16 protein-coding genes and 3 pseudogenes are annotated in these 16,672 nt (G+C 67.8%); 9 read left to right on the top strand and 10 right to left on the bottom strand.

Features of this window, described 5'->3' with window-relative positions; all coding sequences use genetic code 11:
• Positions 1-434: 434 nt before the first annotated feature.
• From ACWDEW_RS41175 to ACWDEW_RS41165, 3 genes and pseudogenes are all read left to right on the top strand, one after another.
• On the top strand, positions 435-692 hold the full coding sequence (locus ACWDEW_RS41175) for a hypothetical protein (protein ID WP_450520301.1): 258 nt from the start codon (positions 435-437) through the stop codon (positions 690-692).
• A gap of 344 nt (positions 693-1,036) precedes the next feature.
• The gene (locus ACWDEW_RS41170) at positions 1,037-1,702 is read left to right on the top strand and encodes a hypothetical protein (RefSeq protein ID WP_450520300.1); all 666 of its coding nucleotides are present in this window, start codon (positions 1,037-1,039) and stop codon (positions 1,700-1,702) included.
• A gap of 219 nt (positions 1,703-1,921) precedes the next feature.
• A pseudogene (locus ACWDEW_RS41165) lies at positions 1,922-2,391 on the top strand (zinc-binding dehydrogenase); the annotation flags it as partial.
• A gap of 451 nt (positions 2,392-2,842) precedes the next feature.
• Here the strand turns inward: ACWDEW_RS41165 and ACWDEW_RS41160 are convergent.
• Positions 2,843-4,465, bottom strand: a complete 1,623-nt coding sequence (locus ACWDEW_RS41160; protein ID WP_450520298.1) for a Na+/H+ antiporter — start codon at positions 4,463-4,465, stop codon at positions 2,843-2,845.
• Between the two features lie 223 nt (positions 4,466-4,688).
• Positions 4,689-4,859, bottom strand: a pseudogene (locus ACWDEW_RS41155) (dihydrolipoyl dehydrogenase); the annotation flags it as partial.
• A 261-nt stretch (positions 4,860-5,120) separates the two neighbouring features.
• Between ACWDEW_RS41155 and ACWDEW_RS41150 the strand changes: the two are divergent.
• The 3 genes and pseudogenes from ACWDEW_RS41150 (at position 5,121) to ACWDEW_RS41140 (ending at position 6,526) form a co-directional block, all read left to right on the top strand.
• Positions 5,121-5,555, top strand: coding sequence for a GMC family oxidoreductase N-terminal domain-containing protein (locus ACWDEW_RS41150; RefSeq protein WP_450520297.1), 435 nt, complete (start codon positions 5,121-5,123; stop codon positions 5,553-5,555).
• Complete coding sequence (locus tag ACWDEW_RS41145; RefSeq protein ID WP_450520358.1) at positions 5,471-6,163, top strand: GMC family oxidoreductase; 693 nt, start codon at positions 5,471-5,473, stop codon at positions 6,161-6,163. Before ACWDEW_RS41150 ends, ACWDEW_RS41145 begins: the two co-directional genes overlap by 85 nt.
• A pseudogene (locus tag ACWDEW_RS41140) lies at positions 6,163-6,526 on the top strand (GMC oxidoreductase). Before ACWDEW_RS41145 ends, ACWDEW_RS41140 begins: the two are co-directional and overlap by 1 nt.
• Positions 6,527-6,755: 229 nt before the next feature.
• On the opposite strand, the gene ACWDEW_RS41135 reads toward ACWDEW_RS41140, so the two are convergent.
• From ACWDEW_RS41135 to ACWDEW_RS41125, 3 genes are all read right to left on the bottom strand, one after another.
• Complete coding sequence (locus ACWDEW_RS41135; RefSeq protein WP_450520295.1) at positions 6,756-7,391, bottom strand: cysteine hydrolase family protein; 636 nt, start codon at positions 7,389-7,391, stop codon at positions 6,756-6,758.
• 103 nt (positions 7,392-7,494) lie between these two features.
• Entirely contained in the window at positions 7,495-8,748 is a 1,254-nt protein-coding gene (locus ACWDEW_RS41130; RefSeq protein ID WP_450520293.1) for an MFS transporter, read from the bottom strand.
• Positions 8,749-8,881: 133 nt separating this feature from the next.
• Positions 8,882-9,172, bottom strand: coding sequence for a type B 50S ribosomal protein L31 (locus tag ACWDEW_RS41125; RefSeq protein ID WP_450520291.1), 291 nt, complete (start codon positions 9,170-9,172; stop codon positions 8,882-8,884).
• 584 nt (positions 9,173-9,756) lie between these two features.
• Here ACWDEW_RS41125 and ACWDEW_RS41120 point away from each other — a divergent pair.
• Together ACWDEW_RS41120 and ppgK are read left to right on the top strand one after the other, a co-directional pair.
• Positions 9,757-10,524 carry an alpha/beta fold hydrolase gene (locus ACWDEW_RS41120; protein ID WP_450520289.1) on the top strand — a complete coding sequence of 256 codons (768 nt, stop codon included), beginning with the start codon at positions 9,757-9,759 and terminating at the stop codon, positions 10,522-10,524.
• 250 nt (positions 10,525-10,774) lie between these two features.
• Positions 10,775-11,548 (top strand): polyphosphate--glucose phosphotransferase, encoded by a 774-nt coding sequence (gene ppgK / locus ACWDEW_RS41115; RefSeq protein ID WP_450520287.1) that lies wholly within the window; start codon positions 10,775-10,777, stop codon positions 11,546-11,548.
• Between the two features lie 31 nt (positions 11,549-11,579).
• Here ppgK and ACWDEW_RS41110 read toward each other — a convergent pair whose 3' ends face one another.
• From ACWDEW_RS41110 to ACWDEW_RS41095, 4 genes are all read right to left on the bottom strand, one after another.
• Positions 11,580-11,966 carry a hypothetical protein gene (locus tag ACWDEW_RS41110; protein WP_450520285.1) on the bottom strand — a complete coding sequence of 129 codons (387 nt, stop codon included), beginning with the start codon at positions 11,964-11,966 and terminating at the stop codon, positions 11,580-11,582.
• A gap of 521 nt (positions 11,967-12,487) precedes the next feature.
• Positions 12,488-12,835 (bottom strand): UBP-type zinc finger domain-containing protein, encoded by a 348-nt coding sequence (locus ACWDEW_RS41105; RefSeq protein WP_450520283.1) that lies wholly within the window; start codon positions 12,833-12,835, stop codon positions 12,488-12,490.
• 174 nt (positions 12,836-13,009) lie between these two features.
• Entirely contained in the window at positions 13,010-13,864 is an 855-nt protein-coding gene (locus ACWDEW_RS41100; RefSeq protein WP_450520281.1) for an enoyl-CoA hydratase/isomerase family protein, read from the bottom strand.
• A 59-nt stretch (positions 13,865-13,923) separates the two neighbouring features.
• Positions 13,924-14,349: an OsmC family peroxiredoxin gene (locus ACWDEW_RS41095; RefSeq protein ID WP_450520279.1), complete on the bottom strand. Its 426-nt coding sequence runs from the start codon at positions 14,347-14,349 to the stop codon at positions 13,924-13,926.
• Between the two features lie 983 nt (positions 14,350-15,332).
• On the opposite strand from ACWDEW_RS41095, the gene ACWDEW_RS41090 reads away from it, so the two are divergent.
• Positions 15,333-15,965: a TetR/AcrR family transcriptional regulator gene (locus ACWDEW_RS41090; protein ID WP_450520277.1), complete on the top strand. Its 633-nt coding sequence runs from the start codon at positions 15,333-15,335 to the stop codon at positions 15,963-15,965.
• Here the strand turns inward: ACWDEW_RS41090 and ACWDEW_RS41085 are convergent.
• Positions 15,954-16,661, bottom strand: a complete 708-nt coding sequence (locus ACWDEW_RS41085) for an alpha/beta fold hydrolase (RefSeq protein WP_450520275.1) — start codon at positions 16,659-16,661, stop codon at positions 15,954-15,956. The genes ACWDEW_RS41090 and ACWDEW_RS41085 overlap by 12 nt on opposite strands.
• Positions 16,662-16,672 lie beyond the last annotated feature (11 nt).

The following is a 16,672-nucleotide window of genomic DNA, read 5'->3' as shown; positions in this document are numbered from 1 at the left end:
TAGACCTCGACGCCCTGATGTCGCTCACGACGCCCCAACTGGCATTGTTTTGTCATTGTCTGCCCGCAATCCGATGCGGCATCGCATGGCGACGTACCCGGCTCGCCGGCGCCCCCCGGTCGAACAGGCGCCTCCTGAGTTGCCCAAACAGATCCAATGAGTTACGTTACAACGATCCGTTCGCCACGCGGCTGCGCCATAGGACCGGCCAGTCAGAGGATGGTGTCGGCAATCCACGACCGCTGGCACGTCGGCAGCGAAAACTCGCGGGCGTCACATCGTTCGGCCAAGCACACCGGAGGCCATCGGGAGCAAGGGGCCAACCGGCATCGAACGCGCAGGTGATCAACGACGGGGCGACCGTGCACCCACTGAGCCGAACGGACGCTCTCCCCCAGAGCCTCTCCGTACCCGACCATTCGCATAGGACAGCCATGCTCATCCTTGCCACCGGCACGATCACCAACCCTTCCGCAATTGGCGCGCTCATGCCAGAGGAGACCCGCGTCCTCGACGAGCTCAAAGCGTCAGCATTCGTCCGGTCCGCATTCCGGTCCATCACACAACCCGGCAAGATCGTGATGATCCTCGAAGCGCCCGGTATCGAAACCGCTCAGACTCAGGCGCGGCGCCTTCCCTTCATCGCACACGACCTGATGAGCCTCGACTTTCAGCAGATCACCGAGCTGTGAGACAGCTTCCCGCTCCAGAGGCTGACGTCGGCACACAACATGGCTTTGACCAGTCGACCGCCTACCGTCCGATCGAGTGGCCCGCACATTCAGGTGGCGCGCCCCGACGGTGCGGTGCACCCGCACCACGGAATCTGGTGTCCGCTGGCGGCAGGTCGGGCCGGACGCCGTGCCCGCACAGGGGCAGACCGAAAGGGGCTTCGTGGCCATCGTGTGCTCCGCCTTTGCACCACCGTGGCGGCTTCCCTCGAAGCGGCTGGCCGCAGTGCGGCCCCGGTCACGATGCCAACGCATCGTGACAGCCATGAGTGTCCCTGCGCAGTCGTGCCGGGGCCAGTAGTCACATGGCAAGCCCGGACAAGGGCCCCGCGGAGCCGGCACGCCACCCCGAGGGCGCACAGCTGTCGGCGACGATCACCCTTCTCACAACCCAGCACTACAACCTGCAGACTCAGCGAGCCGCGACCATCGGTGAGGCCAATGGTCGGGCAAGCATCTTCCTGGGCGCCGTGTCAGCAGGACTGATCGCCATCGGTTTCCAGGGTCCCACGGCGGGGCGCTCGACGGGTATCGTCACATTCGAAGTGCTGGTGCTGTCATGCTTGTGCTTCCTCGGCATCGCCACGTTCATGCGCTGCGTGGAAATCGCCATTGACGACTGGCAGTTCTTCGTGCGGATCAACGCCCTCCGAACCCAGTACGCGATCCTGGCACCGGACACCGCGGAATTGCTGCAGTCGTCGGCGGAGACGGAACAGTCCGCAGCCATGCTCAGCCCACGTCGGCGGGTGATGCAGATGATGCTCACCGTCGCGGGCAGCATCGGGATCGTCACCGGCTTCGTGGCGGGCGCCGACGCAGGTGTCCTCGCCTACGGCTTCCACGCAACCTTCGTCCAAGCCGTCCTGATCGGTGCGGCCATCGGCCTCTCGGTCATCGTCGCCTGCGACCGCTTTCAGCGGGCGCGCTGGCGCGGCGCCCTCCCCACCCAAGTACTGACTCGCAAATAGCCCAGGGGCAAGGTTGCCGCGCCACAAGGGGTGGATACGGCAGACGACCAGGGGGCAGCGAGTACGCAGCGGCCGCCCAGCGGTCCTCGCCGCCTCCGCGGCCTGTGGCGCTCCAGTCGCCGCGAAGCGGATAGCCACCGCCCCGCCGCCCGGAGCCGATCCGCACGCTTGCGGACCGGGCTCAGGGTGGCATCGTCTGCGGACGGGAATGCCGCGCCGATTCATGCCGCAGCGGGCGGTGTCGGCTCGCTCAGCGTGCAGATCGCCGTCGCGCTCGGCACCCGTGTGATCGGCACCGCGAGCGAACGCAACCACGGCTCCCTCTGCGAGTTCGGCGCGGAGCCGGTCAGCTACTGGGACGGACTCGCCGACTGTGTACGGGAATGGCGCCCGACGGTGTGGACGCGGCCCTCGACTTCGTCGGCGGCGGCTCGGTCGATGTGTCGCAGCAGTTGCTCAAGCGGCGTGACCGGGTCGCATCGATCGCCGACGGCGAGGTGGCGGCGAAGGGCGGCCACGCCGTGTGGGGCCGCCCCGACGCGGCCGGTCTGTCAGCTCTCGCCGACCTCGCGGACGCGGGGAAGCTTTCGGTGCCTGTGGAACACGCGCTGCCGCTGGCCGAGGCGGCCGAAGCGTGGCGCCTCAGCGAGGCGGGACGCACCCGCGGAAAGATCGTCCTGACCGTCTGACCCCGGTCGCGGGCGCTGGAATGCCGGCCCCAGCGCATCCGCACCTGCTGGACGGCGCACCCAGTACAGAAGGGGTGATACTCGAGCCGGGGCGATGGGTGTGCGCGCCGAGAAGGCGATGTGACGAAGTCCGGCACCAGAGCATGGCCCACCAAAGACGTGAATCTGACGGAGCGGCCTTATTGGCCCAACTCTCTATGGGGAGGGGCTCGCCGAGGCCGGCAGTCCGGGGCTCCGCATCCGGAGGGCCGATCGCGGAACGCGAAGGGCTCTGTCGCCGAGAGATGCCTCTCAAGCCTTCGACAGAACGGCTTTTCACTGCGACTCGCGGCGAACAGTTGCTCCGACGCGAGTCGGTTCACGTCGGCACAGTTCTCGAAAGATTTCCCGGCTGTGTCCCGTCGGTCGTCGATCGATTGATGGAGCATCATACGGAGCGGACCATCGCAGTTCAGCCGCCTTCCGCCGGTGAATCCGCCCGGATCGACGGCTGTGCGGGGACATGGCTCCTTGACCTGGCGGCTGCTTCCCGCCTCGCAAGCCATACCTCTTCAGTATCCAAGGTCTCCTGGACCCGCCGCAGCACAGTGTCATCGATGCGGCGCCCGTCGCGCAGGTCGACCAGAGCGCTTCTCTTGGCGTCCAGCAATGCCTGCCGGAGATCCCGTTCGATGTGATGGGCGGGCTCCTTGTCCGTGCCCAGGAGGCGAGCCTGCTCATGCAGCTCCCGCTCCACGCGGGCCGCCACCTCCGGCGCGGCACCGAGTCGCGAAGCGTGGGCAGGAAGTACCGCCAGCGCTGTTTCCACCACGCGCTGCCTGGCCAGCCGCTCCTCATCCGCTTCGGAAAGATCCTCCTCCAGACGCGCCCACCGGATGACGCGCGGCAGTGTCTGCCCCTGAACCAGGAGGGTGCCCGCGATGACCGCCGCCGTCGTGAACACCACGACATCTCGGCCGGCCAGCGCTGCGCCGTCGGCCACGTGTTCCGGGACGGCAAGCGCCGCAGCGAGAGAAACCGCCCCCCGCACACCTCCCCACGCGATGGGCATACGCTGGCGGGCACCCGCCCAGCGTGTGCTGCCCCCTCGCCTTCGGTGAATGGCCTGCAGCAGTGACGGCACCAGGTGGACGTAGGCGAGCCGGGTACCGGCCACCGCTGCGCCGACGGCGGCCGCGAGAAGGCATGCCTGCATAAGACCCAGTGAACGCAGCCCGTTCACCGCCCTGGGAAGCTGCATGCCCACCAGCACGAACAGCGAGCCATTGAGCAGGAAGGTGGTCACGTCCCAGAAGGCGAGCGTCTGAATGCGGCTTCTGGCTGTGACCAGGAGGGGGCTGGCTCGACTGATGAGGAGACCGCTGACGACCACTGCGAGCACACCGGAAGCTCCGGTGAGTTCCGCAGGAAGGTACACCGCGAACGGGGTGAGAGCACTCAAGCCGCTCTCGATGGCCCGGTCCTTGACACGTCGCCGTATAGCGATCACGACGGCGGCTACGGCAACGCCGATCACGAGACCGCCGAGATAACTGAACGCGAATCGCGCGGCCGCGAAGCCCCAGTCCAGCGGCTGGCCGTCGGCGGCGATGTCCACGGCGACTGAGAACACGACCAAAGCCGCACCGTCGTTGACCAGGCTCTCCGCGCGCATTGTCGTCAGCGTGCTGCGTGGCATGCCCTGCGCGACACTTGAGACCGCCGTGGCGTCGGTGGGGGCGAGAACGGCTCCCAGGACGAAGGCCATGGGCCATGCCATGCCGAGACCATGCGCCGTGCCCGCGACCGTGACCACCGTGATGAGCACCAGCCCGACCGAGAGCATCGCTATGGTCCGCAGGTTGGCGAGGATCTGCCGGAGCGAGATCGTCAGCGACTCGGCATACAGCAGCGGCGGGAGAAAGATGAGGAGGACCAGGTCGGGAGGCAGACCCACGTGCTGGAATTTGGGGACGAGCCCCAGCAGTACACCGCCCACGAGCAGCAGCACGGGTTCGCTGACGTGCAAACGCCGTGCGACCCAGGTCAGGCCCAGAACGACGGCCAGCAGGACAACGCCGACTTCCAGGGTCATCAACGGCTACACGCCACCAATCTCATGCGCAGGCGAATCAGGGAGCAGTGCACACAAGCACATCTGAATCTTATAATGCAACTCAGATGGTGAAGCGCTCTTCCATGCGGCGACGCGACCTCTTGACTTGCCCGCAGCCTCAGCCTTGACCCTCACCCCGGCCGCCAGAGGGGTCGACCCGACACTGAGCGGAGAAGTTCGACGGAGGAGACGACACCCGCCGAAGGTCGGTTATGTGGCCGGAAAGCCCGTGAGCGGCCTCCTTCGCCGCTTCACCGGGCATCGGATCGACATGCGCGTTGTGCGCCACCTCATGCGCCGCCAGGTCCCACTGCTGAGCCAGAGTCGGCTCGGGCAGCAGTTCGGCGACCTCCGGCCCCACGAGGCGCACGCCGGCCGCCTGTGCGGTTGCTCATCCCACCCGCACTCATCTAAGTTGCATTTTCCTACTTAGGTGAGTGCGGGCAAGGGTTCTCGGCATCCCCGTCCGCATACCGGGTGCCCCTGCAAGCAGCGTGCGAAGTTCATGTCGGCGACGCCCCGGAAGGCTGCATCTGACGGCACGGCTGCGGGGGTGCTCCTGGCAGTGCGGGCTGTTGCCCTCCTCACATCCGCGGTTCGCCCAGCAGTCCTGCACACACGTCAGGAGTCCTGCATGTCATCACCCGATTCTTTCGACTACGTCATCGTCGGAGCCGGCAGCGCCGGGAGCGTGCTCTCCAACCGGCTCTCCGAGGACGCGTCCGTGACGATCCTGCTCCTGGAGGCCGGCGGCGAGGACCGCGATCCCAGGCACGCGATGCCCTGGTCCCTCCTGCCCCTCTTGGCAGGGGAGTTCAACTGGGGCTATCTGTCGGTCGAGCTGAAGCACCTCGGCAAGCCGGTAGGGGTGCCCCGCGGCCGGGGGTACGGCGGCAGCTCGTCGGTCAATGCCAACGTCTACCTGCGCAGGAACCCGGACGACTACGAGCGCTGGCGAAGCGTGTTCGGCGCTGAGGGACCGGGCTGTACCAGTCCACCATTCGCGACGGCCGCCGCTGGTCGGCCGCGGATGCCTACCTGCACCCAGCACTGTCCCGACCCAACCTGACGGTGCGCCCGCACTCCCTGGTCACGCGTGTACCCCTGGAGAAGGGACGCGCCGTGGGCGTGTCCTACCACGGCACCGCGGGCGACGAGGTCACCGTGCGCGCGCAGAGCGAGGTCGTGCTGTCGGGAGGATCCATCAACTCCCCCCAGCTGCTGATGCTCTCGGGCATCGGCCCTGCGGCCCATCTGCAGGAGCACGGCATCGAGGTACTGGTCGACCTGCCGGGAGTCGGCAGCAATCTGCAGGATCACCCGGCTGTCCCCCACATCGTCTACGTCGGCACTCCCACCGTGCCGGAGCTCGTCAGCGACCCCTCTGCTCTGAAGCTGTTCCAGGAGAAGTGGCGCGGCCCCTTCGCCTCGGCCTTTGCCGCGGCGGGAGGGTTCCTGTCCACGACGGGAGATGCCGGCGTCCCGGACTTTCAGTTCATGGCCGGGGCAACGGTTCTGGGGGAAGGCCTGCCTGCACTGACCGGGTCGGCGTTCACCAATGTCACGGTGGTCCTCAAGCCTCGCAGCCGGGGCACCGTACGCCTGCGCTCCTCAAGTCCTGTTGACCACCCCGACATCGACTTCGCCCTCTACCCCCCCCCCGCGATCTGGAGGTGATGGTGGCCGGCCTCCGCGAGGCGGTGGAGATCAGCCAGACCGGCCCCTTCCATCTGCACACCATCGGATCGCTGATTCCGGATGCGGAGGACACCGGCGAGGACAGCCTGCGCGCGGGCGTACGCCGCTGGACGCAGACCACCTATCACCCGGCCTCCACCTGCGCGATGGGAACGGACGACCTGGCCGTCGTTGACCCCTCACTGCGTGTCAGGGGGGTCGGGCCTGCGCGTGGTGGACGCCTCGGTCATGCCCGAAGTGACGCGAGCCAACACCAATGGCCCCACTATCATGATCGCGGAGAAGGCTGCCGACCTCATCCGCGGTGCAGCGCAGAGCAGGACACCAAACCGTCAGGAGTAGCGCCCGAACAGGCGGCCCGTCCTCGGCCGCGAGAGCGGTCAGCGGGCAGTGCCCGGGAGCAACGGCTTACGTCGTTGCTCCCGGGCACTGGCGTTGCGCGGCCTTTTTGCGGCGTACCCGGTCGGGGCTGCCGGCCGCGCGCGAGGGTCAGCGACCACCATCGCTGACCCTCTGCTCCCCTCCGGGACCGACCACGGGGGTGGGACGGAACGGAGGGGAATCCTGTCGCTTACTGCTCGGCGGTCTTGTCCACGGCGGCGAGGAACTCGTCGATGGTGGTGACCGTGTGCCCGAACGCCGGGTAGGCGATGTCGACGGCGGCGCGGTGCCCCTCGGCCGTGAAGTCGGCAACCGCATCCGTGAGGAACGTGACGTGGTATCCCGCCTCAAGGGCGTGGCGTCCTGTTCCTTCGATGCACGTCCCGGACGTCAGTCCGGCGAACACCACCTTCTCGATGCCCTGGGCCTGCAGCTGCTCCTGCAGGTCGGTGCCCATGAAGGAGTCGTACATCCGGTGCCGGCCCAGGACGGTCTCGCCGTCCTGCGGGCGCAGCGACTCGTAGAAGTCGGCGCCGTAGCTGTCCTTCCAGAACACCTGGTTCGCGAGGCCGCCCTGGAATGTCGGGTGGATGTACTTGATGTCGTCGAAGGTGTGCTCGTCGAGGCCATGGGGAGCGTAGAGGACCTTGACGCCGGCTTCGCGCGCACCGGCCAGAAGGCGCTCCAGTCTCGCGATCAGATCCTGGCTCTTGAGCTGTTCGGCGATGGCAGGGTTCATCTTCCCGTCGCCGGCCAGGAAGTCGTTCAGGAGGTCGATCAGTACCAGTCCGGTCGTGCCGATGGGATAGCTGAGCTGTTCCGTCATTTCACGTCTCTTTCACTGAAGGTGAAGCTGGGGATGGGATGAATATCTCGGCGGGTGCAATCGATCCGCACCTCGCCGCCCGAGGTGGAGATGGGAAGGCGGCCTAGGGTGTGCGGCCCAGGGGGCTGAAGGCGCCGCTTTCCTGGCGTTCGCGCTGAACAGCGAGCCCCCATACGGCGCTTGCACATACGATCAGCAGCGCCCCCAGAACGCCGACCAGCTTCATTCCCCCCGCCGTGAAGGCAGCCACACCAGCGAACGACCCGGCGGCGCCACCGACGAATACCCCCATCATGAAGGCCGCGTTGGCTGCTGCCGGATGTTCGCTGTTCGCCTCGAGAACGCGCCGCTGAGCCGCTGTCTGGATGAACTGGTTCGCCGACGTGGCCAGGAAGGCTGAGGCGGCGAAGAGGGGAATGGAATCCGCGTCGAAAGCAATGGAGGACATGGCCGCGAAGAATACGAGGAGGAATATTCCGGAAATCTTGAGTTCGCTCAGCCCCTTCAGCGCGCGGAACACGATCGGGCTGATGAGACCGGCCGCCAGACCTACCACGCCGAACAGACCCGCCTGACCGGAGGACCATCCGTGCCGGAGCCCGCTCAGGTGCAGCACCATGGCGGCCCAGAGGGCGTTGAACGCCGCGAAGACGAAGAACTGCAAGATCACGGACTCGGCTGTCGTGCGGCTACGGCGCACAGCGTTCAGCACTGACCGCAGCAGCCTGCCGTATCCCGTCGGACCGGGGCTCGCTTGCACCGGGGCAAGGGCCCCGCGCAGGGCGGGCAGTACGGACAGCACGAGGGCGGCGAAGGCCACGAGCACCCAGCGCCATCCGATCGTGCCGACGAGCAGCCCCGCCAGGATCCGTCCGCCGAAGATTCCGACCGCCAGCGACCCGACGATCGTCGCCACAGTGCTGCCCGCGGCGCCCGGCGGTGCGAGTTTGGCTGACGCCGAAATGATGATCTGCGCGATGTTGGCGACCAGTCCCACGATGGCGAATCCCGCGGCAGCAGCCACCACGTCAGGCATGGCAGCGGTCAGCAGCAACGCGGCCGCGAGAAGCACTGACTGCGTCGTCACCTGACGTCGTGGAGCAACCCGGTCGGCCAGGGGAACCAACAGGAAGATCCCCAGGGCATACCCCACCTGGACAGCGGTGGGCAGGATGCCTGCGGCGGAACTCGTGACGTGGTAGTCGGCAGCCATGGCGGTCAGCAGTGTCTGCGGAAGGTAGATCACTCCCACCGCGATGGCCGAGCCGGCCGCAAGCGACAGGAGGTGAACGGCCCACGGGGGACTGCTCGGTGCCGGTTTCACGGCGCCACGCTGCGCTTCGGTGACGTCGTCCACATCAATCCCTCATCCGCTGAAGTGAGTGCTGCTCTTTCGCGTCACCGTTCCCACGGCGCGCGGCGCCGGTTTCGAGATCACGCGCGTCTCCGCCGCGGCCGCGGCATGCGGGGTGTACCGCCGCCTCCCGCCCTCAGCGGTCTTCCGCCGGGCGTCCGTCGGCCTCTCCCCCGGCATCCGCGCGCCGTCCGTAACGGCGCTCGAACCGCTCGACTCGGCCGGCTGTGTCCATGACGCGTGCCGCCCCGGTGTAGAAGGGGTGGCTGGCCGACGACACCTCGACATCGACGACGGGGTAGGTGGCGCCGTCCTCCCACACGACCGTCTTGTCGGAGTCGAGCGTCGACAGGGCGAGGAACGCCGCGCCTCCGGCACGATCGCGGAAGACGACGTAGCGCGAGACGGGGTGGATGTCAGGTTTCATTGCTTCCTCTGTTCGGCTTCTGCCAGCGGCAGGGACATCAGGGTGGCCGAGGCCCTGCTGAGTTGCAGGAGGCAAGTGAGCTCTCTTGCTCACCCGCACCACCGTTCCCTTGTCGCCGTTGCGCCCACAGGCGCCGCCACCAAGAACCGTGCGCCTCCCTGCTGCCCGACAGCGGCTTCATCTGGTCTTCTTGCCGACGGGCCAGCGCACCACCAGACCTTCCTGGAGTTCGCCTGCCCGGCCGGGAGAGACCCGACCCGCCCCTGCCGTTCCTGTGACCCAGAACAACCTAGCCCTCTGGATTGTTTAAGGCAACTTAGCGTATGCTCGGGAACCCTCAGCGCAGACCGCACCGCATCCGGCCGGAAGGCCATGACGAAGCGGGCGGACCGCACGGAGGAGCGCACAGGCCGGAGGTCTGCGGCCCCCCGACGCTCAGCCAGACACACGAACGCTGTGGTGCTTGTACAGGAGTTGCCGCGGCATATCACCCTTGGAGTTGCACCATGTTGCGACGTGTTACTGCACGTACCGCGGTTGGGGCCGCCAGCCTCGCCCTTGTGGCCGGCCTGGCACCTCTGGCCATGGCCAGCCCCGCACAGCACGAATCCTCCGGGCCCAAGCCGACCGTTGTCCTGGTCCACGGCGCCTGGAGCAACTCATCCAGCTGGGACGGCGTCATCAAGCGCCTCCACCGCGACGGATACCCGGTGGACGCGGCCGCACTGCCGCTCAGGGGCCTGTCGAGTGATGCGGCCTACGTGTCCGACTACCTGAAGTCGATCACCGGCCCCATCATCCTGGTGGGCCACTCGTACGGCGGGTCGGTCATCACCAACGCCGCCCGCGGCAACACCAACGTGAAGGCTCTCGTCTACATCGCCGCGTTCGCCCCGGACAAGGGCGAGACCTCCAACGAGCTGGTGGCCAAGTTCCCCGGGACGCACATCACTGACGACCCCAACGCCCCGGTGCCCACCGCGCTGAACGCGGTGCCCTTCACTCAGGCCGACGGCACGCAGGGAATCGACCTCTACCTCAAGCCCGACCACTACCGGGACATGTTCCTGGACGACTCCGTCAGCGACCCGGAGGTCGCTGCGCTCAGCTCCGAGCAGCGTCCGGTCACCGCCCAGGCGACCAACGAGGCGTCGGGCCAGCCCGCGTGGAAGTCCATCCCGTCCTGGTACCTGGTCGCCAAGAACGATCACACCATTCCGGCAGCTGCGGAGAGGTTCATGGCCGAGCGCGCCCACGCCCGCACCATCGAGGTGGACGCCCCCCACGTGGTGGCCCTCACCAACCCGGGCGCGGTCACCGGGCTTGTAGAGCAGGCTGCGCAGGCCCGCTGACCGCTTTCGGACCAACGCGCCCGGACCGACTCCCCCGTGCAGGTTCCCCCTGACGAACCCGCAAAGTCCGTGGCGCGTTGGACGCCGTGAGTGTCCCGGCTCGGATGACGGCCATGGGGCGGCCGCCGAAGACACTCACGGCGTTTCGACTTCCGCCCCCGTCCCGGCCTGAGTGCCGAAGGATCGAGAGGGGGCATGGCCTCGGCACGTACCCGAGGCGGCCACATTCCCCGTCGTCATTCGGAAGGTCATGCAAGCATTCGGTGTGGACATCGGCGGCACCGGTATCAAGGGCGCGCCCGTCGACCTCGAGGCCGGAATGCTCGCCTCGAGCCGGTATGAGGTAGCAACTCCCCACCCGGGAAAGCCCGAGGACGTGGCGGACGCAGTTCGCGGCGTCGTCGAGCACTTCGGGTGGCGGGGCCCTGTCGGGGTCGCCTTTCCCGGCGTGGTGGCCAACGGCATCACTCAGAGCGCGGCCAATATGCATCCCAACTGGGTCGGCAGGGACGCCGCGAGCCTAATGGCTGAGCATCTGGACCAGCCTGTGGTCGTCATGAACGACGCCGATGCTGCCGGAATCGCAGAGATGGCCCACGGAGCCGGACGCCAGCAGGCGCACGCGACTCCCCGACCCGGGAGCGGGCCCACGATTGTGCTGACTCTGGGCACCGGTATCGGCAGTGCCGTCTTCGTGGACGACGTCCTGGTGCCCAACACGGAACTCGGTCACCTGGAACTGGACGGTCACGACGCAGAGACGCAGGCGTCCGCCCGAGCCCGGAAGACCGAAGGGCTCAGCTGGGCCTTGTGGGGGCGCCGCCTGGAGAGGTATCTGGCGCACCTCGAGATGCTCTTCTGCCCGGGGCTGTTCGTGCTGGGCGGCGGGATCAGCCGCGAAGCAGACCGTTTCCTGCCCCTGTTGCACAGCATCAGGACCCCGGTGGTTCCCGCGGAGCTGCACAATGACGCGGGCATCGTCGGGGCCGCCATGGCGGCGCAGAGATCGCAGGACAGACCCTGACTTCGCCCCGCTCGCAGCGGCGGCGCTCGCCTCAGGCCATCAGGCCAATCCCGGAGACGGCCGATGAACCACCGGACCGCCGCAAAGAGTCCGACGACGCCCCCTTGCCTAGCGGCTGAAACAGGCCTGGTGAGCCCTGTGGCGGAACATACGGCCACGAAGCCACGTGCCGGCCGGTGAGCCGATTGCCCGTCCGCGCCGGTCTGCCCTTCACCCAGTAGTACTTCCCCAGACACCCTATCGAGAGCGCGCGATGAGCCACGTGACCATGCTGGGACAGCGATGGAGAACCCTCGACCAGCTCCACCGTGAGATCGAAGCCCACATAGAACGGAAGCTGCAGGAACACCTCGGGCTGAGTACCCGCGAGTTCCTTGCGCTGACCGTGTTGCCAGTCAGCAACCAGCAGACTCGTCACACGATTACACGAGCGCGAACTGCTCATGAGGCGGACGTCGGACCACGACCGGCGAGGCGCCGATGTCGAGTTGACTCCCGCAGCGCTGGACCTTCTGCAACGCGGCACCCCCGTGTTCGAGGAAGCCCTGAGCGAAGCGGTCACGCCAACGCGCTACCCCCTGGAGAGCCTCCGGCTGTTTGCAGTACCTCCAGGGACGGGCCGGTCGGCCATGAGCCAGGGCACGGGCAAATAGGGTCGACGCTCTCGGTGAAAACGCGGAAACCGGGTGAGGGCGCCACGGATCACAGACCCAGCTTCTGAGTTGCAACTAACAATCCAGAGGGGTAGCGTCGCGCACGGTTGCGGTCTCGCCGCCGCACCTCACCCGCCTGAGCTCGCGGCGTTTGAGTTCAGGGGAACGGGCGGCAGGAGGGGCCGCAGGCTGCGTCACAAGGACGCGGGCCGGAGTGCGTGACGCCAGCCAGCGTCTCCCCCGCTCGGCTGCCGCTCCGCGCGGGCACTGGCCGGCGGTCCCGGGGTCAGGGGTGCAGCTTGGACTGCCAGTCGGCGGGGACGCGCCCGGCGGGTCCCGGGGCCGGCTGGTCGAGCGGGTGGGCGTGGGGAGGGGCCAGGGCAGGCCCCCTCAGGCCCTCTTGGGTTCGGTAGTTCCAAAACCAGGATTCTCCCGGCTCGAAGCTCTGCATGATCTCGTGACCCGCCTGCAGCCAGTGCTCCTGGGCATGCTGGGACGGGGAGTCGTCACAGCAGCCGACGTGCCCGCACTCGGCGCAGCGCCGGAGATGAAACCACCAGCCCCCGCTCTCGTCGCACTCCACACAGCCGCTGCCGGAGGGGGGAATGGAAGGGTTGATTCCATGGAGAGTCATCCTGGCGGTCTCCTTGAGGGAAGTGGGGCCGGTGTGGTGACGCAGGACCGGCCGGCGCTGCTGTGCTGCGATGAGGGGGCAGTCCCTGTGCATGGCGTGCGCCCCTCACCGCCCGGACGGCCCCGCGCGCTGCGTGGTGGTGCTTTTTCAGACGGGTCAGCCAGAGCTAACCCGTCACGGGGTGGGCTTGGGAAAGGTGCGGCCCATCTCGGCACCCAGGTTGCGCTCGATGTGGGTGTTCTTCTGCAGGCCCCGCTGGAACAGCTGGCCGTTGATGGACTGGAATTCCGGGCGGGAGGCCGCAGCCCAGAAGGCGTCCGACTGGCGCGGGAAGACCTCGTCCGCGGGAAGGGTGAACTCGTTGACGAAGCCCTTGAGGTCGGTCAGCACCTGGTGATCCCACTTGGACACCCGGGTGGCGTAGGCGTCGACGAACGCTTCGAACTGCGCATCCGGTACGGCGCGGTTCACGTAGCCGTACTGTGCTGCCAGTACACCGTCGAAGTCTTCGCCTCCCAGCATGATCTCGAAGGTGCGTCCGCGGCCGACCAGGCCCGCCAGCCGCGCGGTGGCTCCGCCGCCGGCCACGGCGGTGAACCCGACCTCCATCTGGCCCAGGATCGCCTTCTCGGCGCTCGCGAATCGGATGTCGGTGGCGAGCACGAACTCGCTGCCCGCTCCGCGGGCGATGCCCCGGATCGCGCTGATGGTGACGGCGCGCAGCTTGCTGAGCCGTACCAGGATGTCGACCCAGGCCGGGAAGCCCGTCGTGCCGGGCAGTGCCTCCGCGATCTGCGGGTCCGCCTCGAGGTCGTAGTGCGCGAGGAAGAATTCAGGGTTGGCGCTGTCGAAGACCACGACGTTGACCGTGTCGTTGCTCTCCAGTTCGGTCAGGAGTTCCTTCAGATCGCGCATCAGGTCCGGGCCGATGACGTTGACCGGGGGGTTGTCAAACGTCACCCGCCACAGCGTCGGTGACGTCTCGGTGACAGTGAGCTGTGTGGGCTTGAAGTCTTCGACGAATGACATGGTTTTCCTCGGTTTTCTGTGGGTGCACCGGCGCCCGGTGGCGGCGGCGTCTGGCGTGTTCAGCCGGCGAGGGTGGCGTCCATCGTGATGTCGACCGACAGGGCCTTGGAGAAGGCGCACCACGCCCTCGCGCCCTCGGCGATCTCCTGGAACTTCTCCTGGCTGGCGCCGGGGATCCGGGCCGTGGTCGTCACGTGGATCTTGGTGATCGCCGGCCCGTGGTCGTCGGTCCCCATGGACAGCTCGACTGCCGTGGTGACCGACTCGACGGTGAGGTCGTTCTGGCCGGAGATGTTGGCAAGGGCGTGGTTGAAGCAGCCTGCGTGGCCCGTGGCCAGGAGTTCCTCCGGTATCGCGCCCGGTGCCCCCTCGAAGCGGCTGGCGAACGTGTAGGGCGTGCCGCTCAGGGTGTCCGTGGTGGTGGAGAGGGTCCCCTTGCCCTCCCTGAAGGTTCCGTACCACTCGGAAGTGCCGGTGACGGTCATGCTGGGCCCTTTCTGTATGTTGCCGCGGTCTCGGCGCGATTGCGTCCGAGAGCGGCATCTGAGTTCTGATTTACAACTTAGCCCACTGAGTTGTGTTGGGCAATCCAGATCGCTCGGTGCTCACCCCTCGACTCCCGATCCACCCACCCCTTCCGTCGCGGGATCGGACCATCGCAAAGGGCCGACGGCGGCCGGATACCTCGACGCCCGCCCCCAAGGGCCCCGTTGCCGCCGGAAGTTGGCGGGTGCCGCGCGGCACCCGCGGGAAGGATCTTCTGGCCGTCACGCGGCCAGCGCGTTATCAAGTCGTTACCGAATGGGCCGCCGGGCGCGTCCTGCCCACGTTCGGCTGAATCTCCGCGCATGTCCGCGTGGGCAAGAGCCGTGCAGGCCTGCAGCACTGCGGCATCGATGCGACGCGTGGCACACAGGGCAACGACAGCGCGTCTGGCGTCGAGAACGGCAGCAGGGACGCCCTCGCGGGCCCCGCCCTGCTGCGCCCGCGCCCTCCGCTTCCCCCTGCTCTGCGCGGCCCACCGGGCGCGCCGGATGCGAGCGCCCGACCGCAAGGCGCGCGAGGGCGCACCTCTGCGGACCCACGGTGGCCCTCGGTGCCATGCCCGTGCAGCAGGCGAGGGTCAGGGCCGGCCACCTGCACGGGCTCCTCGCGCTACGGCCCGGTCGCTCCTCAGCGCCGAGCGAGGTCGCCCTCCCCCGGGCCGGCGGCACCCGGCTGAGGCTCTTCGTAGGCTGCACACGCCCGCATGCGAGCGGCAGGCGTTTGTTCCCCGGCTTTGCCCAGGTCCGCTCCCTTCGTCGGAGGTCCCGGCGAGGAGGCAGACGCAGCTCCGCGTCTTCGACGGCCGGACTCGGCCTGGCGTGGACGCCCACGGGAAGTTAAATGCTGCGCAACCTGTAGAGGCACATGCATGACATGTAACATCTATGCGGCAGGGCAGGCAGCTCTCACCCCGGAGGTTGGGATGCGCGTCACACGCCAGCAGGCCACAGCAAACCGTGAGCGTGTCCTGGACGCCGCGGCGACCCTGTTCCGGGTGAACGGGCTCACCGGTGTCTCCATCGACGACATCATGAAAGCCGCGGGCCTCACCCACGGCGGGTTCTACGGCCACTTCGACTCCAAGGAAGCACTCACCGAAGAGGCCTGCGCCCGGGGAACACGCGACAGCATCACCGCGGTTCAGCACGAACAAGCCCCGCCCGACAGCGGATCCGACGCCGGTTCCCCCCTTCGGCGGGTCCTTGAGGACTACGTGTCCACCGCGCACCGCGACAACCCGCAAAGCCGGTGCACAGTCGCAGCTCTGGCGGGTGACGCAGGCCGAGAATCTGTGGAACTCCAGCACGTGTTCGCCTCCGGCATCACCGGGATGGCGCGTGCTCTCGGATCGGCCAGCCACGCTCAGGTCGACGACGACGGCACCGCCGCCCCGGACTACTTCCTGCTGGCCGGGATGGTGGGCGCCATCGTGCTCTCCCGCGCGGTGCGTGAGGCAGATCCGGCGCTCTCCGACCACATTCTGGCTGAGACCAGGCATCGCCTGGCCGCTTGCGGGCCAGGCGATGCCTCGCCCCCATCAGATTCAGGACACTGAGCGGACCGCCTCGATGATCACGTCCGCCACCTCGCGGGAGCGCGACACGGCGATCGAATGCGAGCCGCCCTCCAGCTCCGTGACCGTCGCCCCGATGGCTTCGGCGGTCGCCCGCTGGTAGTCCGGGTTGATGGAATTGTCAGCCCCGGCAACCACCCACCAGCTCGGCACACGCTTCCAGGCCGGCTCGACCGACAGCGGCTCCCCCAGCGCCACGGCGGAGGCGGGCCGCTGGTTGGCGGCGCCAGCCGCCGCCTCTTCGTCGGTGACGTCGGCAGCGAACACGGAACGGTACTTGTCGACCTGGATGGTGAGCTCGGGGACGTCGCTGCCCGGGTAGGACCAGGGCTGCAGCGCGCTCACCAGCTCGGGCTCCGGGTAGCCGCCGGTCGCTTCCTGGGCGCTCTGGCCCTTGTCGAGGCCGAAGGCGGCGACGAAGACCAGGCCCTTGACATTGTCGGCCGTGCTGCCGGCGTAAGTGATCACGGGGCCGCCGTAGCTGTGGCCGACCAGGACGACATCGCCTTCGGTCTGGGCGACCACGCTGGCCACGTACTCGCCGTCAGCGGTCAGCCCGCGCAGCTGGTTGGGAATGGCGCGGGCGGTGATGCCCGCTTTGCGCAGGTGGGCTATGACCTTGTTCCAGCTGGAGCCGTCGGCGAACGCGCCGTGGACGAGAAGAACGGTGGCAGACATAGCAGGTAGTT

It is taken from the genome of Streptomyces sp. NPDC001100 (genome assembly GCF_053598575.1).
Note: the sequence above shows the minus strand (reverse complement) of the source record. Positions and strands in the feature narration are given on the sequence as shown.

Excerpts from the sequence above, each read along its gene's own strand:
- ACWDEW_RS41175 (WP_450520301.1), top strand. The coding sequence starts at position 435 with ATGCTCATCCTTGCCACCGGCACGATCACCAACCCTTCCGCAATTGGC.
- ACWDEW_RS41170 (WP_450520300.1), top strand. The coding sequence starts at position 1,037 with ATGGCAAGCCCGGACAAGGGCCCCGCGGAGCCGGCACGCCACCCCGAG.
- ACWDEW_RS41160 (WP_450520298.1), bottom strand. The coding sequence starts at position 4,465 with ATGACCCTGGAAGTCGGCGTTGTCCTGCTGGCCGTCGTTCTGGGCCTG.
- ACWDEW_RS41150 (WP_450520297.1), top strand. The coding sequence starts at position 5,121 with ATGTCATCACCCGATTCTTTCGACTACGTCATCGTCGGAGCCGGCAGC.
- ACWDEW_RS41135 (WP_450520295.1), bottom strand. The coding sequence starts at position 7,391 with ATGACGGAACAGCTCAGCTATCCCATCGGCACGACCGGACTGGTACTG.
- ACWDEW_RS41125 (WP_450520291.1), bottom strand. The coding sequence starts at position 9,172 with ATGAAACCTGACATCCACCCCGTCTCGCGCTACGTCGTCTTCCGCGAT.
- ACWDEW_RS41120 (WP_450520289.1), top strand. The coding sequence starts at position 9,757 with ATGGCCAGCCCCGCACAGCACGAATCCTCCGGGCCCAAGCCGACCGTT.
- ppgK (WP_450520287.1), top strand. The coding sequence starts at position 10,775 with ATGCAAGCATTCGGTGTGGACATCGGCGGCACCGGTATCAAGGGCGCG.
- ACWDEW_RS41105 (WP_450520283.1), bottom strand. The coding sequence starts at position 12,835 with ATGACTCTCCATGGAATCAACCCTTCCATTCCCCCCTCCGGCAGCGGC.
- ACWDEW_RS41100 (WP_450520281.1), bottom strand. The coding sequence starts at position 13,864 with ATGTCATTCGTCGAAGACTTCAAGCCCACACAGCTCACTGTCACCGAG.
- ACWDEW_RS41095 (WP_450520279.1), bottom strand. The coding sequence starts at position 14,349 with ATGACCGTCACCGGCACTTCCGAGTGGTACGGAACCTTCAGGGAGGGC.
- ACWDEW_RS41090 (WP_450520277.1), top strand. The coding sequence starts at position 15,333 with ATGCGCGTCACACGCCAGCAGGCCACAGCAAACCGTGAGCGTGTCCTG.
- ACWDEW_RS41085 (WP_450520275.1), bottom strand. The coding sequence starts at position 16,661 with ATGTCTGCCACCGTTCTTCTCGTCCACGGCGCGTTCGCCGACGGCTCC.